Origin of the sequence: Kribbella sp. CA-294648 (assembly GCF_050943845.1) — a bacterium.
Lineage (GTDB): Bacteria > Actinomycetota > Actinomycetes > Propionibacteriales > Kribbellaceae > Kribbella.
Genome location: NZ_CP191981.1, coordinates 733410 through 748890 on the forward strand (window position 1 = coordinate 733410; position 15481 = coordinate 748890).

Annotated in this window: 16 protein-coding genes and 3 tRNA genes; 7 read left to right on the plus strand and 12 right to left on the minus strand. The window is 67.9% G+C overall.

All coding sequences use genetic code 11. The features are described 5' to 3' along the window. The first annotated feature begins 9 nt into the window (after positions 1–9). Both ACQPYM_RS03575 and ACQPYM_RS03580 read left to right on the plus strand, forming a co-directional pair. Positions 10–612: a hypothetical protein gene (locus ACQPYM_RS03575; RefSeq protein WP_433023527.1), complete on the plus strand. Its 603-nt coding sequence runs from the start codon at positions 10–12 to the stop codon at positions 610–612. Next, positions 609–1709 (plus strand): methyltransferase domain-containing protein, encoded by a 1101-nt coding sequence (locus ACQPYM_RS03580; RefSeq protein WP_433014703.1) that lies wholly within the window; start codon positions 609–611, stop codon positions 1707–1709. Before ACQPYM_RS03575 ends, ACQPYM_RS03580 begins: the two co-directional genes overlap by 4 nt. Before the next feature lie 256 nt (positions 1710–1965). Here ACQPYM_RS03580 and ACQPYM_RS03585 read toward each other — a convergent pair. The 3 genes from ACQPYM_RS03585 to ACQPYM_RS03595 form a co-directional block, all read right to left on the minus strand. Further along, positions 1966–2038: transfer RNA gene (locus tag ACQPYM_RS03585), tRNA-Phe, on the minus strand. 46 nt (positions 2039–2084) lie between these two features. After that, positions 2085–2161, minus strand: a tRNA-Asp gene (locus ACQPYM_RS03590). A gap of 59 nt (positions 2162–2220) precedes the next feature. Then, a tRNA-Glu gene (locus ACQPYM_RS03595) sits at positions 2221–2293 on the minus strand. A 261-nt stretch (positions 2294–2554) separates the two neighbouring features. Here ACQPYM_RS03595 and ACQPYM_RS03600 point away from each other — a divergent pair. After that, positions 2555–2905, plus strand: coding sequence for a metallopeptidase family protein (locus tag ACQPYM_RS03600; protein ID WP_433014706.1), 351 nt, complete (start codon positions 2555–2557; stop codon positions 2903–2905). A gap of 737 nt (positions 2906–3642) precedes the next feature. Here the strand turns inward: ACQPYM_RS03600 and ACQPYM_RS03605 are convergent. From ACQPYM_RS03605 to ACQPYM_RS03625, 5 genes are all read right to left on the minus strand, one after another. Then, complete coding sequence (locus tag ACQPYM_RS03605) at positions 3643–4371, minus strand: polyprenol monophosphomannose synthase (RefSeq protein ID WP_433014709.1); 729 nt, start codon at positions 4369–4371, stop codon at positions 3643–3645. Positions 4372–4582: 211 nt separating this feature from the next. Beyond that, entirely contained in the window at positions 4583–5167 is a 585-nt protein-coding gene (locus ACQPYM_RS03610; protein WP_433014712.1) for a D-sedoheptulose-7-phosphate isomerase, read from the minus strand. 22 nt (positions 5168–5189) lie between these two features. Next, entirely contained in the window at positions 5190–6218 is a 1029-nt protein-coding gene (locus ACQPYM_RS03615; RefSeq protein ID WP_433014715.1) for a LacI family DNA-binding transcriptional regulator, read from the minus strand. Between the two features lie 91 nt (positions 6219–6309). Continuing rightward, entirely contained in the window at positions 6310–7101 is a 792-nt protein-coding gene (locus ACQPYM_RS03620; protein ID WP_433014718.1) for an ATP-binding protein, read from the minus strand. 91 nt (positions 7102–7192) lie between these two features. Next, positions 7193–7585, minus strand: coding sequence for an STAS domain-containing protein (locus ACQPYM_RS03625; protein WP_433014721.1), 393 nt, complete (start codon positions 7583–7585; stop codon positions 7193–7195). A 258-nt stretch (positions 7586–7843) separates the two neighbouring features. Between ACQPYM_RS03625 and ACQPYM_RS03630 the strand changes: the two genes are divergently transcribed. Together ACQPYM_RS03630 and ACQPYM_RS03635 are read left to right on the plus strand one after the other, a co-directional pair. After that, positions 7844–8587, plus strand: a complete 744-nt coding sequence (locus ACQPYM_RS03630) for an SDR family oxidoreductase (protein WP_433014724.1) — start codon at positions 7844–7846, stop codon at positions 8585–8587. Then, positions 8539–9315 carry a DNA alkylation repair protein gene (locus ACQPYM_RS03635; RefSeq protein ID WP_433014727.1) on the plus strand — a complete coding sequence of 259 codons (777 nt, stop codon included), beginning with the start codon at positions 8539–8541 and terminating at the stop codon, positions 9313–9315. Before ACQPYM_RS03630 ends, ACQPYM_RS03635 begins: the two co-directional genes overlap by 49 nt. On the opposite strand, the gene ACQPYM_RS03640 is transcribed toward ACQPYM_RS03635, so the two are convergent. Both ACQPYM_RS03640 and ACQPYM_RS03645 read right to left on the minus strand, forming a co-directional pair. Continuing rightward, a complete protein-coding gene (locus tag ACQPYM_RS03640; RefSeq protein ID WP_433014730.1) occupies positions 9245–9628 on the minus strand; it encodes a hypothetical protein in 384 nt (127 codons plus the stop codon). The genes ACQPYM_RS03635 and ACQPYM_RS03640 overlap by 71 nt on opposite strands. After that, a complete protein-coding gene (locus ACQPYM_RS03645) occupies positions 9607–10089 on the minus strand; it encodes a hypothetical protein (protein ID WP_433014733.1) in 483 nt (160 codons plus the stop codon). The genes ACQPYM_RS03640 and ACQPYM_RS03645 overlap by 22 nt, the downstream gene beginning before the upstream one ends. Positions 10090–10215: 126 nt before the next feature. Here ACQPYM_RS03645 and ACQPYM_RS03650 point away from each other — a divergent pair, with 126 nt between their 5' ends. Further along, positions 10216–12225, plus strand: a complete 2010-nt coding sequence (locus tag ACQPYM_RS03650; protein WP_433014736.1) for a neutral/alkaline ceramidase — start codon at positions 10216–10218, stop codon at positions 12223–12225. Here the strand turns inward: ACQPYM_RS03650 and ACQPYM_RS03655 are convergent. Beyond that, complete coding sequence (locus ACQPYM_RS03655) at positions 12212–13702, minus strand: DHA2 family efflux MFS transporter permease subunit (RefSeq protein ID WP_433014739.1); 1491 nt, start codon at positions 13700–13702, stop codon at positions 12212–12214. The two genes, ACQPYM_RS03650 and ACQPYM_RS03655, sit on opposite strands and share 14 nt — an antisense overlap. A gap of 31 nt (positions 13703–13733) precedes the next feature. Further along, on the minus strand, positions 13734–14450 hold the full coding sequence (locus ACQPYM_RS03660) for a hypothetical protein (protein ID WP_433014742.1): 717 nt from the start codon (positions 14448–14450) through the stop codon (positions 13734–13736). 199 nt (positions 14451–14649) lie between these two features. On the opposite strand from ACQPYM_RS03660, the gene ACQPYM_RS03665 reads away from it, so the two are divergent. After that, complete coding sequence (locus ACQPYM_RS03665; RefSeq protein ID WP_433014745.1) at positions 14650–15477, plus strand: DUF4397 domain-containing protein; 828 nt, start codon at positions 14650–14652, stop codon at positions 15475–15477. Positions 15478–15481: the final 4 nt, after the last annotated feature.

Genomic DNA, 15481 nt, shown 5'->3' on the forward strand with positions numbered 1-15481 from the left:
CCGTCGGCCATGGCAGATGCACGGGTCAAGCCGCATCAGCTCGCCGTCGCGGCGCGCTGTGGCCTGCGGGTGCCGGCGACGCTCATCACCACCGAACCGGAGTCCGTCAGCGATTTCGCGAGGTCGGTCGGCGGCCGGATCGTCACCAAGTCGTTGGCCACGATGGTGACGGTCGATGATCTGCGGGGCAGCGGCGTTCTGTACACAGCCGAGGTGGGTGAAGATCTGTGGGGTGATCCGGGCATCGCCGCTACGGCACATCTGTTCCAGGAACTCGTTTCGGGCGTCGATATCCGTCTGACCGCCGTCGGAGGGGAGCTCTTCGCCACCGAAATTCATCCAGCGGATTTGGGCGGGCCGATCGATATCAGAGCTCATCATGAGAACGTGGAGTACCGGGTTGTCGAGGTACCCGAAGGTGTACGCCGGGCGGTGCTCGATCTGCTTCGCGAATTGCGACTGACCTTCGCCGCGCTCGACTTCAAGGTCGATCCTGAGCGTGGCTGGATGTTTCTCGAAGCCAACCCCAATGGACAATGGGCTTTCATTCCCGAGCTGCGCGACGCCATCGCCTGTGCAATCACGGACTTTCTGGAGACGAGCTGCCGATGAGCGAGCCGAGAGCGAGCCTCGCCCGCCAAGCCGCAGGAGACCTGGACAAGCTGGTCAGTGAACTCGTTGCTAACGGCCACATCACTGATCCGCGGTGGCAGGCAGCGTTCAGCGCAGTACCGCGTCATCTGTTCGTGCCGCGGTTCTATCGCGGTGACCAGCAAGGCACCTCGATCGTCGACTCCACAGCTGGGGACCAGTGGTTGTCGGCTGTCTACTCGGACATCCACCTCGTCACGACTGAGGATGTCAGGTCATCCTCGACGGCGCCGAGTTTGATGGCCGGCATGCTCCAAGCACTTGAGTTGTCCGGCAATGAGCGAGTTCTCGAGATTGGTACCGGCACCGGGTACAACGCAGCGCTGCTCTCGGAGAGGCTTGGGCCTGACCAGGTGGTAAGCGTCGACATAGACCCCGAGCTAGTCGCTCAGGCGCGGAGCCGGCTCGAAACGGCAGGGTACCGGCCGCTGCTAGCAGTCGCCGACGGAGTCAATGGTTATCCGGACGCCGGCCCGTACGACGCTGTCATCGCGACCTGCCGGCTCGACTACGTACCTGCGGCTTGGCTTCAGCAGCTTCGGCCGGGTGGGGTCATCGTGACTCCACTCGGTGCCGGCGTCGCGGTGGTTCGAAAAGGGGCGACTGGTGAGGCAGCGGGTCAGTTCCTGCCGATTTCCGCGTACTTCATGCCACTGCGTCATCAGCCGGAACCCGAGGTAGTCGGGGAGGCGATCCAGGTTGCTCTGAACGGAGTCGGTGTCAGCCGGGCGTACCGCTTCGATGCCTCGATCTATCGCGACAACGAGGCGCGATTCTGGCTCGACCTGACGAGCCCCGACGTCCGGGTGATGACCGTGGACGGTGTGTCGGTGGCGATCCGCCCAGATGGGTCTTGGGCGCGTCTCGCGGATGGTCTGGTGACCCAAGGCGGCGCCGGTACGGTCTGGAGCGACGTCGAGGCCGCGCATGGAGATTGGCTCGCGGCTGGTCGACCGCCGCGTGAGGAACACCGGTTGGTGATTAGCGACGCCGGTCAGGACGTGTTTCTGGTCGGTCGATCCAGCCCGATCCACCGATTGAAGCCTTTGCCCGACTGAGTTGGCCAGAAATCACGGGGGCGTCGACAGAGGTGAGCGGTGTGCCCAGAGCGCGCAGCGCGCGGCGTAGCGCAAATGCGGCGTCAGCCGATAGACCCGGAGTCAGCCGGAAACCTCCGCCGGCGGTAGCCGGAGGGTGGGCGGGAGTGGGCGTAGCTGGCGGCCGGAGGAGCGGAGCGCCGGAGGTCGGCTGCGGAGCGCGCGTGGGGAAGAAAAAACCCTCTCCGACGAACGGAGAGGGTTGATATGAGACGTGTGGTCAGGGGCGGTCTCGAACCGCCGACCTTCCGCTTTTCAGGCGGACGCTCTACCAGCTGAGCTACCTGACCGGGAGAGACAGATGGCGGCGGTGATGGACACCCGCCGCCACTCTCCTGGCGACCCAGACGGGACTCGAACCCGCGACCTCCGCCGTGACAGGGCGGCACGCTAACCAACTGCGCTACTGGGCCAGATTGCTCGACGATGCTACACCATCTTTCGAGCCTTGCTGACATCGGTCTTTCGACCGTATCCCCAACGGGATTCGAACCCGCGTTACCGCCTTGAAAGGGCAGCGTCCTAGGCCACTAGACGATGGGGACTCGGACCGCGGGAGCCGAAGCTCCTTGGGACAGCCGTAAGCATAGAGGAGACCGGGCGTAGGTCCAAAACGAGTTCTTCAGGGCGGTGGTGAGGGCTGTTGGAGGAGGGGGTGGGGGCGTGGGTTGGGGCTGTGCGGGCGTGGTTGGCGATCTGCGGGGAGATCGTGGTGGAGGGGTGCACTGGGGTCGTGTCGGGTGGTCGTCGCGTGTGGCGGGCGGTGAGGAATCCGGGGGTGTGGGGCGGGTCACTAGGGTGGTGTGGTGATCGAGATGAGCCGGGCAGATTTCGAAGTACTGGTGTCCGAAGCGCTGGATCAGGTGCCGACGGAGTTGGCGGCGTTGATCGACAACGTGGCGGTCTTCGTGGAGGACGATGCGCCGGCCAGTGATCCGCATCTGCTGGGGATCTATGAGGGGATTCCGCTGACCGAGCGCGGGCATTACTACGGTGGTGTGCTGCCGGATCGGATCACGATCTATCGGAATCCGACGCTGGAGATCTGCGAGTCGGTCGAGGATGTTGTGGACGAGGTCAACATCACGGTGGTGCATGAGATCGCACATCACTTCGGGATTGATGATGCTCGGCTGCACGAGCTCGGCTACGGCTGAGCCGGTACGCGCGGCTGCGCCGCCAGGTGCCGCTACGCGGGGTGTGCCGCTACGCGGCGACGGGCGGGGTGGTGGAGGCGCCGGCAAGCGGCGGCGCGGCCGGTTGTGGGGCGGAGAGGGCACGCCGCACGCCGCTACGTGGTGTGTGGCTGCGCCAGTGCAGCCGTGTGGGGTGCGAGCTGTGGGGCGGGAAGCAGGACCTGGGGTGCTGGCACTGCGAGGGTCGGGTAGGCCACGGTCGCAGTGCTGAGGCTGGGGTGTGGCATGTCGCTGGCTAGCGGCCGGTGGTTGGGGACCCCAGGTGCTGGCCGGACATGGCGTGCTGGCATCGCGGGGCGAGCAGTGTGGGGCAGGGAGGCCCGTCCAGCATGCTGGGCGTTGCGGGGGTGGGGTGCGCGCGGTCGCAATGCGGAGGAGGGGGAGTGGTGGCACTCCGCAGGGTGGGGCATTTCGCTGGCTGGCGCCTGGCGGCGGCGGGCACCAAGGGGCCGGCCGGACACGGCGTCCTGGCATCGCGGGACGAGGCATGTCGGGCAGGGAGGCCCGCACACGGTCCTGGCATCGCGGGGCGAGCCGTGGGTGGCAGGGAGGGCCCGCACGCGGTGCTGGCATTGCGTCGCGATTCGTGTGGGGCTGGGAGGCGCGCTCGCGGTGCTGGGCATTGCGGGGGTGGGGTAGGCACGGTCGCAACGCTGAGCAGGCCGTTGGCGCCGCGCGGGGTGCCGACGGTGCCCGGGTTAGGAGCGTTTGAAGAGGAGTTTCCAGGGCATTAGGGCTGACTCCAGTTGGACCTTGAGGCTCATTTTGGAGGCGCCTACTGTGCGTTCTTCGAAGCGGATGGGGACTTCGGCTATGCGTTTGCCCTGGCGGACTGCTCGGTAGTTCATTTCGACCTGGAACGAGTAGCCGTTGCTGCGGATCGTGGAGACGTCGATGGCGCGCAGGGTCTCGGCCTTCCAGGCCTTGAAGCCGGCGGTGGCGTCCTTCACGTGTAGGCGCAGGATCGTGTTGACGTAGATGTTCGCGAACGCCGACAGCAGCCGCCGGTGCCAGGCCCACTCGGCCGCGGCCGAGCCGCCCTCTACGTAGCGTGAGCCGATCACCACGGCGGCGTCGGTGGTCTGCAGGGTCTCGACCATCAGCGGGATCACCGACGACGGGTGCGACAGGTCGGCGTCCATCTGGATGATGATGTCGGCGTTCTCGTCCAGCGCGCGGCTGATGCCGGCGATGTACGCGCGCCCCAGCCCGTCCTTCTCGGTCCTGTGCAGGACCGAGACCTGCTCCGGCGCGGCCTTGGCCAGTTCGTCGGCGACGTCGCCGGTGCCGTCGGGGGAGTTGTCGTCGACCACCAGCATCTGCAGCCCGGGCAGCTTCAGGTCGGACAGCAGCGCCGCCAGGACGGGCAGGTTCTCCCGCTCGTTGTAGGTCGGCACCACCACGATGATCTTGGCGCTCTCAGCCATTCTCATTCCTTCGTCAAAGCCTTCACGGGTCACAGTGCCCCGCGCACGGGACACAGGACGCTACCGCATCAACTGTCCGGCGGCCGTCGAGGTGACGCGATCGGAAGGTTGCAGTACGGCGTACAACGGCAACGGGCGAGCCGGGTGGGGCGTTCCACCCGGCGTCACCTCACTCAAAAACCGGCTCCCACAACCGGTTCATTCAGGCCGATCAGTAGGCCGCGGCCCACTGGTCGACGATCTCGCTGACCATGTGCAGGGCCAGCAGGTGCATCTCCTGGATCCTGGCCGTCTCCTCGGCCGGTACGACGATCGCCAGGTCGGCGGCCGCGGCCAGGCCGACGCCGCGCCGGGAGGTGAAGGCCACCGAGCACGCGCCCGCCGAGCGGGCCGCCTCCAGTCCCTTCACCACCGTCGGTGACGTCCCCGAGGTGCTGAAGCCGACCACCATGTCGGCCGGCCGGACCAGGGCCTGGACCTGCCGGGAGAACACTTCGTCATAGGAGTAGTCGTTGGCGATGCAGCTCGTGACGGCCGCGTCGCCGACCAGGGCGACGGCGGGCAGCGGCCGCCGTTCCCTCAGGTAACGGCCGATGAGTTCACCGACCAGGTGTTGTGCGTCGGCAGCGGATCCGCCGTTGCCGTAGGTGTAGAGCACCCCGCCCGAGTCGAGTCGGCGGATGAGCTCGTCGGCGACTGCTTGAATCGCCTCCAGCTGGCTGTGCATCGCGTAGGCGACCTCGGTGTGACGCTCGAGCTGCCTGGCGATGACCCGGTCTACATGAAGTTGTGTCATGTGCCGGTCGTACGCCAGAAATTCAGTTTCTGGGAGCGGGACCGGTCGATCCGCGGATGACGAGGCGGGGCGTCACCCGGACAATTCGCCGCCGTGCGGGCAATTCGTCCCGGATTCTGGCCAGCAACAACTGCGCAGCGCTACGACCCAGATCCACTGTGTGCTGATCCACGGTGGTTATGCCCGGTTGGACCAGTGACATCCACGGCACATCGTCGTACGCGGCGAGGCTGATTTTGTTCGGTATCCGGAGTCTGCGGTGCTTCAACTCGGCCAATGCGCCCTGGGCCAGCACGTTGTTGGCCGACAGGATGGCGGTGACGTCGTGCTCGTTCAGCAGCTCGCGGGTGGTCTCCCGGGCGGCCTCGGCGTCGAAGCTGGTGTAGACGATCAGGTCCTCGTCGAGCTCCAGCCCGGCATCCTCGTACGCCGCCCGGAAGCCGGCCAGCCGGCCCGCGCCGGTGGACCATTTCGTCTCGTCGATCAACAGGCCGATCCGCTCGTGGCCGAGCCCGAGCAGGTGCTCGGTCAGCTCCCGCGCACCGGCCTTGTTGTCACTCAGTACGGCGTCGCCGCCGCGGCCGAGCTGCCGGTCGGCGGAGACCACGTTGATGCCGTTGTCCTGCAGCATCTTCGGGCAGGCGGCCGCGACCGGAGTCACGATCACCCCGGCGACCTGCATCGCGAGCAGCGTCTCCGCCGCGTGCATCTCCTCTTCGGGGTCGCCGTTGTCGTTCACCAGGATCATCTGGTAGCCCTCGGACCGGAGTACTTCCTCGACCCCGGCGGCCAGGTCGGCGTAGAACGGGTTGCGCAGGTCGGAGATCAGCACCCCGATCGCGGTCGAGGTCCGGCTGCGCAGGTTGCGGGCCATGTGGTTCGGCACGTACCCGAGCCGCTGGGCGGCCGCCTGGACGCGTTCGCGGACCTCCGGTGAGGCGTAGCCCCGGGTGTGCAGGGCGCGCGACACGGTGGACGGGGAGACACCGGCCTCCCGGGCGACGTCCTGCACGGTAGGCCGACTCTGCTGCTTCCTGGAATCGACGCTCACACGCGTCATCGTAGGGCCCAGAACCCCCAACACCGTGGACTTGAGGCCAATCGATCGGCCTCATCCTGGACACGAAGCCCTCTCGGGCGCGCTACCTGCCGTTCCGCCAGCCGTTGTTGATCGTCGGCCGGGCGCTCGGCGTCGTCACCCGGACGGTCGCCCAGACGATCTTGCCTCCGCTGATCGTCCGGTTCGCTCCCCAGCCGGTGGACAGCGCCCTGACGATGCCCAGGCCGCGGCCGTTCTCCGCCCAGTCCTCGGTCGACGGCCGGACCGGCAGACTGGGGTTGCCGTCGCTGATCGCGACGGTCAGGAGCTGCCTGCGCAGCTCCAGGCGCAGTACGGCGTCCGTCCCGGCGTGCCGGACGACGTTCGCGACCAGCTCGGAGACGATGGCCACCGCGTCCTCGGCCACGTCCTCGCAGCGCCACAGCTCGCAGGTGGCCGCGACAAACCGCCGGGCCACTCCCGGGCTGGCCGGTTCGGGCCCGAGCCTGAGCCTGGTCAGCTGGCGGACCGGTGAGCTGTTCATCGACGCGAGCGCCGACGCGAGGTTGTCAAAGACAGGGATGAACCGGGCCACCACCGCCGAATGAAGCCGCAACTGGTGGTCGTGGTGGCGGCTGGTCACCAGGATCAGCGGGAGCCCGGACCACTGCGCGGTCTGCCGGGCCACCGCGGTGAAAACGCCGAGTGTGTACGCCTTCGCCAGCACGATGTCGTGCAGCATCACGATGACCGCGGCCGGTTGCTCCGCCAGTTGCTTGGTGAGGAACGTTCGCAGTTGCGGTGCGGTCGCGACGTCCAGGATGCCGGACGGGGTGACCACCACGGCCTCGCCGACAGACCGTACGCCGATCCGCAGGCGGGCGGCTGAACTCATCGCGATTCCCCCAGGCTGGTCGGATGTAAGGACAGCCTTCCCCCATTCGGGACAGGCCGAACCGATCGGCCCGGCCAGGCTCCGCGACCTGTCAGGCGGATCCGCCCTGGTCCAGGGCGTCGTCGACCGAAGCGAAGATCCGGAACTCACGGCCGAGGCCGGTGATGGTCAGTGGACGGTCCACCGGACGTCCGACACCCACCAATGCGAGATCGATGCCACGTTGCCCGGCCAATTGCCGGGCCTCGACCAGGTTGCCCAGTCCGGCCGAGCTGCAGAACGTCACCGCGGACACGTCGATCAGCACCTTCCGGGCCGGCGGGGCGATGGCGGCGCGGATGGCTTCGGCGGCGAACTCGGTGGTGGCGATATCGATCTCACCCGACAGCCGGACCACCAGAACGCCGGCCGCCAGCTCTTCGGTGACGGCACCGAAGGTGGTCCGGATCATCTCCCCATCGTGGGACTCGGGCTGGCTCGTCACGGTGATTCTCCCCCGGGTGCCCCCGCGGACGCCGGTCGGTCCTGGCGTGGTGGGAGACAGCCCTGGTGTAACCGTATGCCCCAACAACCGAGCGCCACAACGGGTCCCCGCGCAGCGACCCCGGAGCGTGACCAAACCACCGGAGCACCGGTCCTACCGTCGCCCTCGGCAACCAGCGCGGTCGCTCACCGTCAGTGGCCCCGAGGGTCGGCGATCATGGCAGGCAGCGATGACGAGACAGCTGCGGAAGGAGTTCCGATGGGAGTACTGACCGGCAAAGGCGCACTCGTGACCGGTGGTTCGCGCGGGATCGGAGCGGCCATCGTCCGCCGGCTCGCGGCCGACGGCGCGGCGGTCACCTTCACCTACGCGGCCAGCTCCGCGGCAGCGGGTGAGGTGGTCGACGAGGTCAAGGCGGCCGGCGGCCAGGCGGTCGCGATACAGGCCGACCAGGCCGATCTGACCGCCATCGACGAGGTCTTCGCGCTCGCCGCCGAACCGGCCGGCGGGCTCGACATCTTCGTCTGCAACGCGGCGACCGTGATGCCCAAACCGATCGCGGACGTCACCGAAGCGGAGTACGACGAGTTGATGGCCGGCAACCTGAAGGGGCCGTACTTCGCCCTGCAGAAGGCGGGTTCGGTACTGCGGGACGACGGTCGCATCATCAACCTGTCGACACTCAACACCGTGCTGCCCGGCCCGAGCATCTCCCTGTACGCCGCGAGCAAGGCAGCACTCGAGCAGTTCTCCGCCGTTGCCGCCCGGGAGTTCGGGTCGCGCGGCATCACCGTCAACTGCGTCTCGCCCGGCGCCACGGACACCGACATGTTCCGCGGCTCGAACCCACCGGAGGTCTTCGAGCGAGTGATCGGCCTGACCGCGCTCGGCCGGCTCGGCGTACCGGCCGACATCGCCGATGTGGTCGCGTTCCTGGCCGGACCGGACAGCCGGTGGATCACGGGCCAGAACCTGCGGGTGACGGGAGGGCTGGTGCTCTGACCACGATCGACGACCTGCTCGCGGAGCTCGACGCGGCCGCCGACCCGGCGACCGCCGAGGTGCTCGCGCGCTACTTCCAGGTCAAGCCGGGTGGGTACGGCGAGGGCGACCGGATGATCGGCGTCAAGCTCTCCACAGTGCGTGCGCTGCTGAAGCCCTATCTCCGCGTCGGCCTGCCGCTACCCGCGATCGAGAAGGCGCTGGCGAGCCCGGTCCACGAACACCGGCTGGCCATGCTCTGCCTTCTCGCGGACCGCGCCTCCCGAGCCCTCAAGCCCCGTACTGCGAACCCCGCGGAACTGGCGGCGATCTTCGACCTCTACCTGCGCAACACCCGGTACATCGACAACTGGGACCTCGTCGACTGCAGTGCGCCGGACGTCGTCGGCGGCTACCTGCTCGACAAGCCGCGCGATCCGCTCTACACATTGATTGCCTCTAGCAACCTCTGGGAACGGCGGATCGCGCTGGTCGCGACGTACGGGCTGATTCGGACCGGCCAGACCGCCGACACCTTCGCGCTGGCCGAGCTGGTGCTCGGCGACCGGGAGGATCTGATCCACAAGGCCTCCGGCTGGATGTTGCGGGAAGCCGCCAAGCGCGCTCCGGACGACCTGCTCGCCTTCCTGGACAAGCATGCCGCCCGGATGCCGCGAACTATGCTGCGCTACTCGCTGGAGCGGCTGCCCGCCGAGACTCGCGCCTACTACCTGACCATCGGTAAATGATTGCTGCTAGCAACAAATAGCCGGGGATCAGCAGGATCGCGTCGGGTGCGGTCAGTTCGGCGGACCAGCCCGAGTCGCGATCGCCGCCCAGCAGGGTCAGGCGGTTGACGGTGAGGAAGGTCAGATGGGTTGCGATGCTCGCGTAGAGGGAGCCGGTGGAAGTGCGGGCCGCGACCAGGGTGAAGCTGAAGAAGGTCAACAGAATCAGGTAGCTGATGGCGTCTTCGCCAGGCGGGGCGAGGCCCGGAGTCGGAGCGGAGACGCCGATGAGTCCGCTCAGGAGCGCCTGGATCACTGACGCGGCGCCGGGCACCAGCAGGAAGAGAAAGGTCGTTCCGACAGCGCTGATCCATGGGCGGTGGCCGTCGCGGAGAGCGCTGTAGGTGTGGCCGCGCGCAGCGTCAGCTCCTCCGGGAAGGCTTCGAGGAGCACGGCGATCACTGCGTTGGTCAGGAGGAAGAGGAGCACGCTGCCAAGATCGAACGGGCCCCAGTCGATCCAGCCTGCCGCAGTACCGAGGCCGAGCATCACTGCCGCGCTGCCGCCAGTGACGGCGACTCCGCGGGCGAACGGCCGCCAGCCGCCGACGAGGCCCAGTTGCCGGCGACGGCGCCAGGGCCGGATCAGCAGGACCGCGATCGCCGTGCAGAGCAGTGCCGGCAGCAGGCGGTCCAGCCAGGCAGGGATTCCGGACAAGGCATCGGAGGCGGCGGAGGCCGTGCCGAGGGCGATGGCCATCGCAAGGGCGCCGAAGCAGGCACGCAACCAGGTCATGCATACGATCGTACAGCACGACTGTGTTAAAACGTCAAGCCTTCACAGTACGCGAGGGAGTCAGTACGCTCCGATGAAGATGAAATTGGCTCAGCTTTCATCCTGACAGGACTGACAGGAGACGTCATGCGCCGCCGCCCCCGCCCGCTCGTCGCCGTACTCGCCCTCGCGCTGGTCGCCACCGCGGTCAGCGGCCACCGCACCACCGCGCAGGCCGCCGACTCGCCGTACCTGGTCGGGCGTGGGATCTCCGACGTCACCGGCCCGGCCGCGGAGAACGGGATGATGGGCTACTCCAAGTTCGGGCAGAATACGACCGGGCTGCACCAGCGGCTGCGGGCCCGGGCGTTCGTGACCGTCGATCAGGCGAGTGGCCAGCGGGTTGCCTACGTCAACGCGGATCTCGGGATGATCTTCCAGGCCCAGCGGGACGCCGTCCTGGCCAAGCTGCGAGCGAAGTACGGCGACCTGTACTCCGAGCGAAACGTGTTGCTCTCGGCAACTCACACGCACAGCGGCCCCGGCGGCCAGTCGCACAACCTGGCCTACAACCTGTCCATCCTCGGGTTCCAGAAGCAGGCCTTCGACGCGACCGTCGACGGGATCGTCGAGGCGATCACCGAGGCCCACGGAAACCTTGCCCCCGGCACCATCAGTCTCGGCCGCTCCACGTTGACGAACGCCAGCGTTCAGCGCTCGCGAGTCGCCTTCGAGCAGAACCCGGCCAGTGACCGCGCCGCCTTCCCGCAGGGGATCGACCCGGCCGTGACCGTACTGCGCTTCCAGCAGGGCGGCACCGATGTCGGCGCGATCAGCTGGTTCGCCACCCATGCGACCTCGATCACCAACGAGAACACGTTGATCAGCCCGGACAACAAGGGTTATGCGGCGTATCGCTGGGAGCACGACGAGAAGGGGGTCCGTTATCTCGACGAGAGCCAGGGATTTGTTGCCGCGTTCCCCAACACCAATGCCGGCGACATGTCGCCGAACCTCAATCTCCGGCCCGGTTCCGGTCCGACCGAGAACCCGCTGCTGAACCAGCAGATCCTCGGCGACCGGCAGCACCGGGCCGCGGTCCAGGCCTACAACGGGCCGCGCGCGCCGATCACCGGCAGCATCGACGCCCGGATGCGATTTGTCGACATGTCGGCTGTCCAGGTCGCCCCGCGGTACACGCCCGACGGTGAGCCGCACCGCACCTGTCCCGGCGTGGTCGGCGTCTCGACCTTGGCCGGCAGCGTCGAGGACGGGCCGGGGATCGCGGTGATCCCCGAGGGCGTGACGAACCCGTTCTTCGAGCTGCTGAAGCCGTACAAGGTCGACGTGCCGCCGTGGCTGATCAGCTGCCAGTCACCCAAGCTGGCCGCGGTGCCGACCGGGTTGCTCCAGGCAACGCCGGACATCGTGCCGATCCAGTTGGTGAAACTCGGCCAGTTCCACCTGGTCGCGGTGCCTGGTGAGGTGACGATCGTGGCCGGCCTGCGACTCCGGCGTACGGTAGCGGCCGAACTCGGGGTTCCGCTCGAGAACGTGTTGATCCAGGGCTATGCCAACGCCTACGCGCAGTACGTGACGACGCCGGAGGAGTACCAGCTCCAGCAGTACGAGGGCGGCTCGACGTTGTTCGGCAAGTACACGTTGCCGGCGTACCAGCAGGAGTTCGCCGGACTGGCGAAGGCGCTGAAGGCCGGTACGCCGGTCCCGATCGGGACGCATCCGCCGAAGCCCGCGACCGCCGAGCTGAATCTGCAGACCGGAGTTGTGGTCGACAGTCCGCCACCGTTCAAGTCGTTCGGCCAGGTGCTGACGGACGCGGCACCGCAGTACGTGCGAGGGGCGACGGTCTCGGTCAAGTTCGTCACCGGCCATCCCAAGAACAACCTGCACCGCAACGGCACGTACCTCGAGGTGCAGCGCCAAGTTGGGGGCCAATGGCAACGAGTTGCCGACGACGGCGACTGGGACACCACCTATCGCTGGACCCGGACCGGCCTGGCCGACTCGAAGGCGACGATCACCTGGAAGGCGACCCAGCCCGGCACCTACCGGATCATCCACCGCGGAGATGCGAAGGCGCTGAACGGCACCATCACACCGTTCACCGGGACATCGCGCACCTTCACCGTGAACTAGTCGGGCAGTTCGACAGTGGCGGCGACTCCAGAGCGCAGTGCCGGTGATGGGCCTGAGGCTCGGCGGGCCGACGCGGAGCCGGTCCAAGCGTCACCCAAGCCAGTACTGCGCCCGCAACGGCCAGGCCGGCCGAGATCCACATGGCCATCTGGAAGCCATCACTGAAGGCAGCGGGATCACGGTAGGAGTCACCGGTGATGCCTGCCGCCAGCGGAATCGCGGCGACCGCCATCAACTGGGCCGACCGCGCGACGGCGTTGTTGACCCCGGAGGCGACACCGGCGTGATGGTCCTCGACCGAGGACAGCACGGTGGCAGTCAGGGGAGCCACCGTGCACACCAGGCCTATCCCCAGTACGACGACGGACGGCAGGACGTCCGTGAGGTACTCCGCGCCGGGCTCGACGTTCATCATCAGCAGGAAGCCGCCGGCCATGAAGAGCGGGCCGACGGTCATCGGGATGCGAGCGCCGATCTTCTCCGACAAGGCGCCCGCGTAGCCCGAGAGTCCCAGCATCAGCACGGTCATCGGCAACAACGCCGCACCGGCGGTCAGTGCTTCGTAGCCGAGCCCTGTCTGGAGATAGACGACCAAGAGGAACGTGGCCGTGCCCAGCGCGCCGTACACGACGACGGTGACCAGGTTGGCTCCGGTGAACCGGAGGCTACTGAAGATTCCCGGTGGCAGCATCGGATGCGAGCTGCGTCGCTCGACCTGCACGAAGGCCGCCAGGCCCAGGACGCCGATCGCCAGCGAGACCAGCACCAAGGCGTCACCGAAACCGCGGTCCCCGGCGCTGATCAGACCGAAGGTCAGCCCGGCCAGTCCGACGGTCGCGAGAACGGCGCCGGCCACATCGAGCTTGCCGGACGTCGTCTCGTCGCGCGTCTCCGGCACGTGCCGCAGGGTGACCAGGACGGTGACCGCGGCAATCGGCAGGTTGATCACGAAGATCAGCCGCCACGAGCCGTTGTCCACCAGGCTCCCGCCGACGAAGGGCCCGACCGCCGCGGCGACCGAGGTGAGCCCCGACCACAGGCCGACCGCCTTGGCGCGGTCCGCCGGCCGGAAGCTCGTCTGCAGGATCGCGAGACTGCCCGGGGTCAGCAGGGCGCCGCCGATCCCTTGCAGGATGCGGCCGGCGATCATCACCTCGAGATTCGGCGCCACCGCGCAGACCAGTGACGCCAGCGCGAACCAGATGACGCCGGCCACGAAGGTCCGGCGGCGGCCGAGCCGGTCACCGAGCGATCCGCTCAGCAGGATCAGCGAGGCCAGCATCAGCATGTAGCCGTTCACGATCCACTGCAGCCCGGCGATGTCGGCGCCCAGGTCCTCACCCATCGCGGGCAGCGCGACGTTGACGACCGTGCCGTCCAGGAACGCCATCCCCGAGCCGAGTGCCGTGGCGGCCAACACCCAACGGGCCCGGGCGGTGCCGAAGGCGATCCGGTCCTCAGGCTGTGTGTCGACCATGGCCCCAGCCTAAGCGCTTCAAAGCCGCCGGTCAGGCCTGCTTCGGCAGATCGAGTTGCAGTACTACGAGCGCTTGGCCGGCCGGGATGCCTGGCTGGATACCCAGCCCGGGTGGCTCGCCGACGGCGCAGCGGGTTTCGGTCAGTTCGGGGCAGACCGCGTTGAGCAGTCCGCCGCCGGAGATCTGGTAGTTCGTCGGCAGGGTCCCGTCGACGGCGGCGGTGAGTGGGCTGATCGCCGCCGCGGCCCGGCCGGACTCCGACGGTTGGCTGCGCAAGGTCGAGTTGGTCAGCCGGTAGGTCAGCCGCAATCTGGTCGTGGCCACCGTCAGCGGCACGATGAGGTTCACGGCCAGTTGAGCGGCTGCCGGCACCCGCTGACCGGCAGCGGTGATCCACAGGTTCGTCGCGACGGGCTGGGTCGATCGCATCATCCCCGGGAGATGCTCCCCCGATCGCGGCGGTTGAAGACGGATGACGGCGACCTCGGAGCGCAGTACGACGTCTTCGGTGATGTCGAAACTGCCGTCGGCGCGAGGGATCGCGGCGAGATGGATTCCGGGGGCGGTCCGGCCCGGACCCTCGGACGGCGGCGGCGACAGGATCGACGGGGTGCCGGTGACGTCGGTGGTCAGCGGGCCAGGGCTGGGATCGACCGGGGTCACGGCCCGGTCGGGTGAGCAGGCAACGGTCGAGCCGAGCCCGAACATCAGCGTCGCCAAGGCCCCGGCGTACCTGCGTGCGGACATGCGGTATCGCCCCCAACGGGCCCGGACGCTTCCTCTGGTGGCCAGGTCGACTTCCGCATACGATACGCCGCAATTGGCATTGTCGGGCAATTCTCGATGCATTTCCGAAGGGCGGGGGAAAATGCGGGGACAGAGGGTGTCCGGGCAATCTCCAACAGTTATCTCGACATGGAGAAATACCCCGGCGAAATTATCGAGAATGTCAGGTCCGCAATTTCGCGGTCTCTTTTCCGTGCTGCTGGCGATCGTTGTGGCCGGGCTCGGTGGCCTGGTCGCGGTGCCGGCCCAGGCGGCCTCGAGTGGCGTCCTGCACGTCATTCAGGGACTGCCCGGCCGAACGCTCGCGATCGCCGTCGACGGCAAGCAGGTGGCCGGTGGGGTGCAGGCGGCCGAGGTTGTCGGGCCGCTGACGGTGGCGGCCGGGTCGCGCAAGATCACCGCGACAGAGGGCGGAAAGGTGGTGATCGAGCGGCAGGTGACAGTGGGTGCCAACGGCAACCTCGATGTCGTCATCCATCGCCCGGCGGCGCCGACCGCGGCTCCGGTGATCACCACCTACGCCAACAAGCTGACCGCCGTACCGCGGGACAAGGCCGCCGTCCGGGTGGCGCACACCGCGGCGGTCGGGCCGGCCGACATCCGGGTGAACGGCCAGGTGCTGTTCGCCAACGTGGCGAACGGTGAATCGCTCGACGTGGTGGTTCCGGCCGGTACCTACAAGGTCGACATCGTGCCGACCGGTGCGACCACACCGGTTGTTCTCGGGCCGCTGAATTTGCCGGTCCGGGCCGGTTATCTGACCCGGGTGTTCGCCGTCGGTGAGCCGGCCTCGAAGACGATGAATGTCGCGGTCGCGACGCTGAAGCTGCCCGGGTCCGGCAGCGCGAAGCCAGGCCTGGTCAACACCGGCACCGGCGGGCAGGCAGCCGACCTGACCTCTGGGTCGCCGGGCGCCGGGTTGCCGCTGATGGTTCTGCTGCTGGCCGGCGGGCTGGCTCTGACAGTCAGGAAGGTGGTTCGTCGCTGAGGCG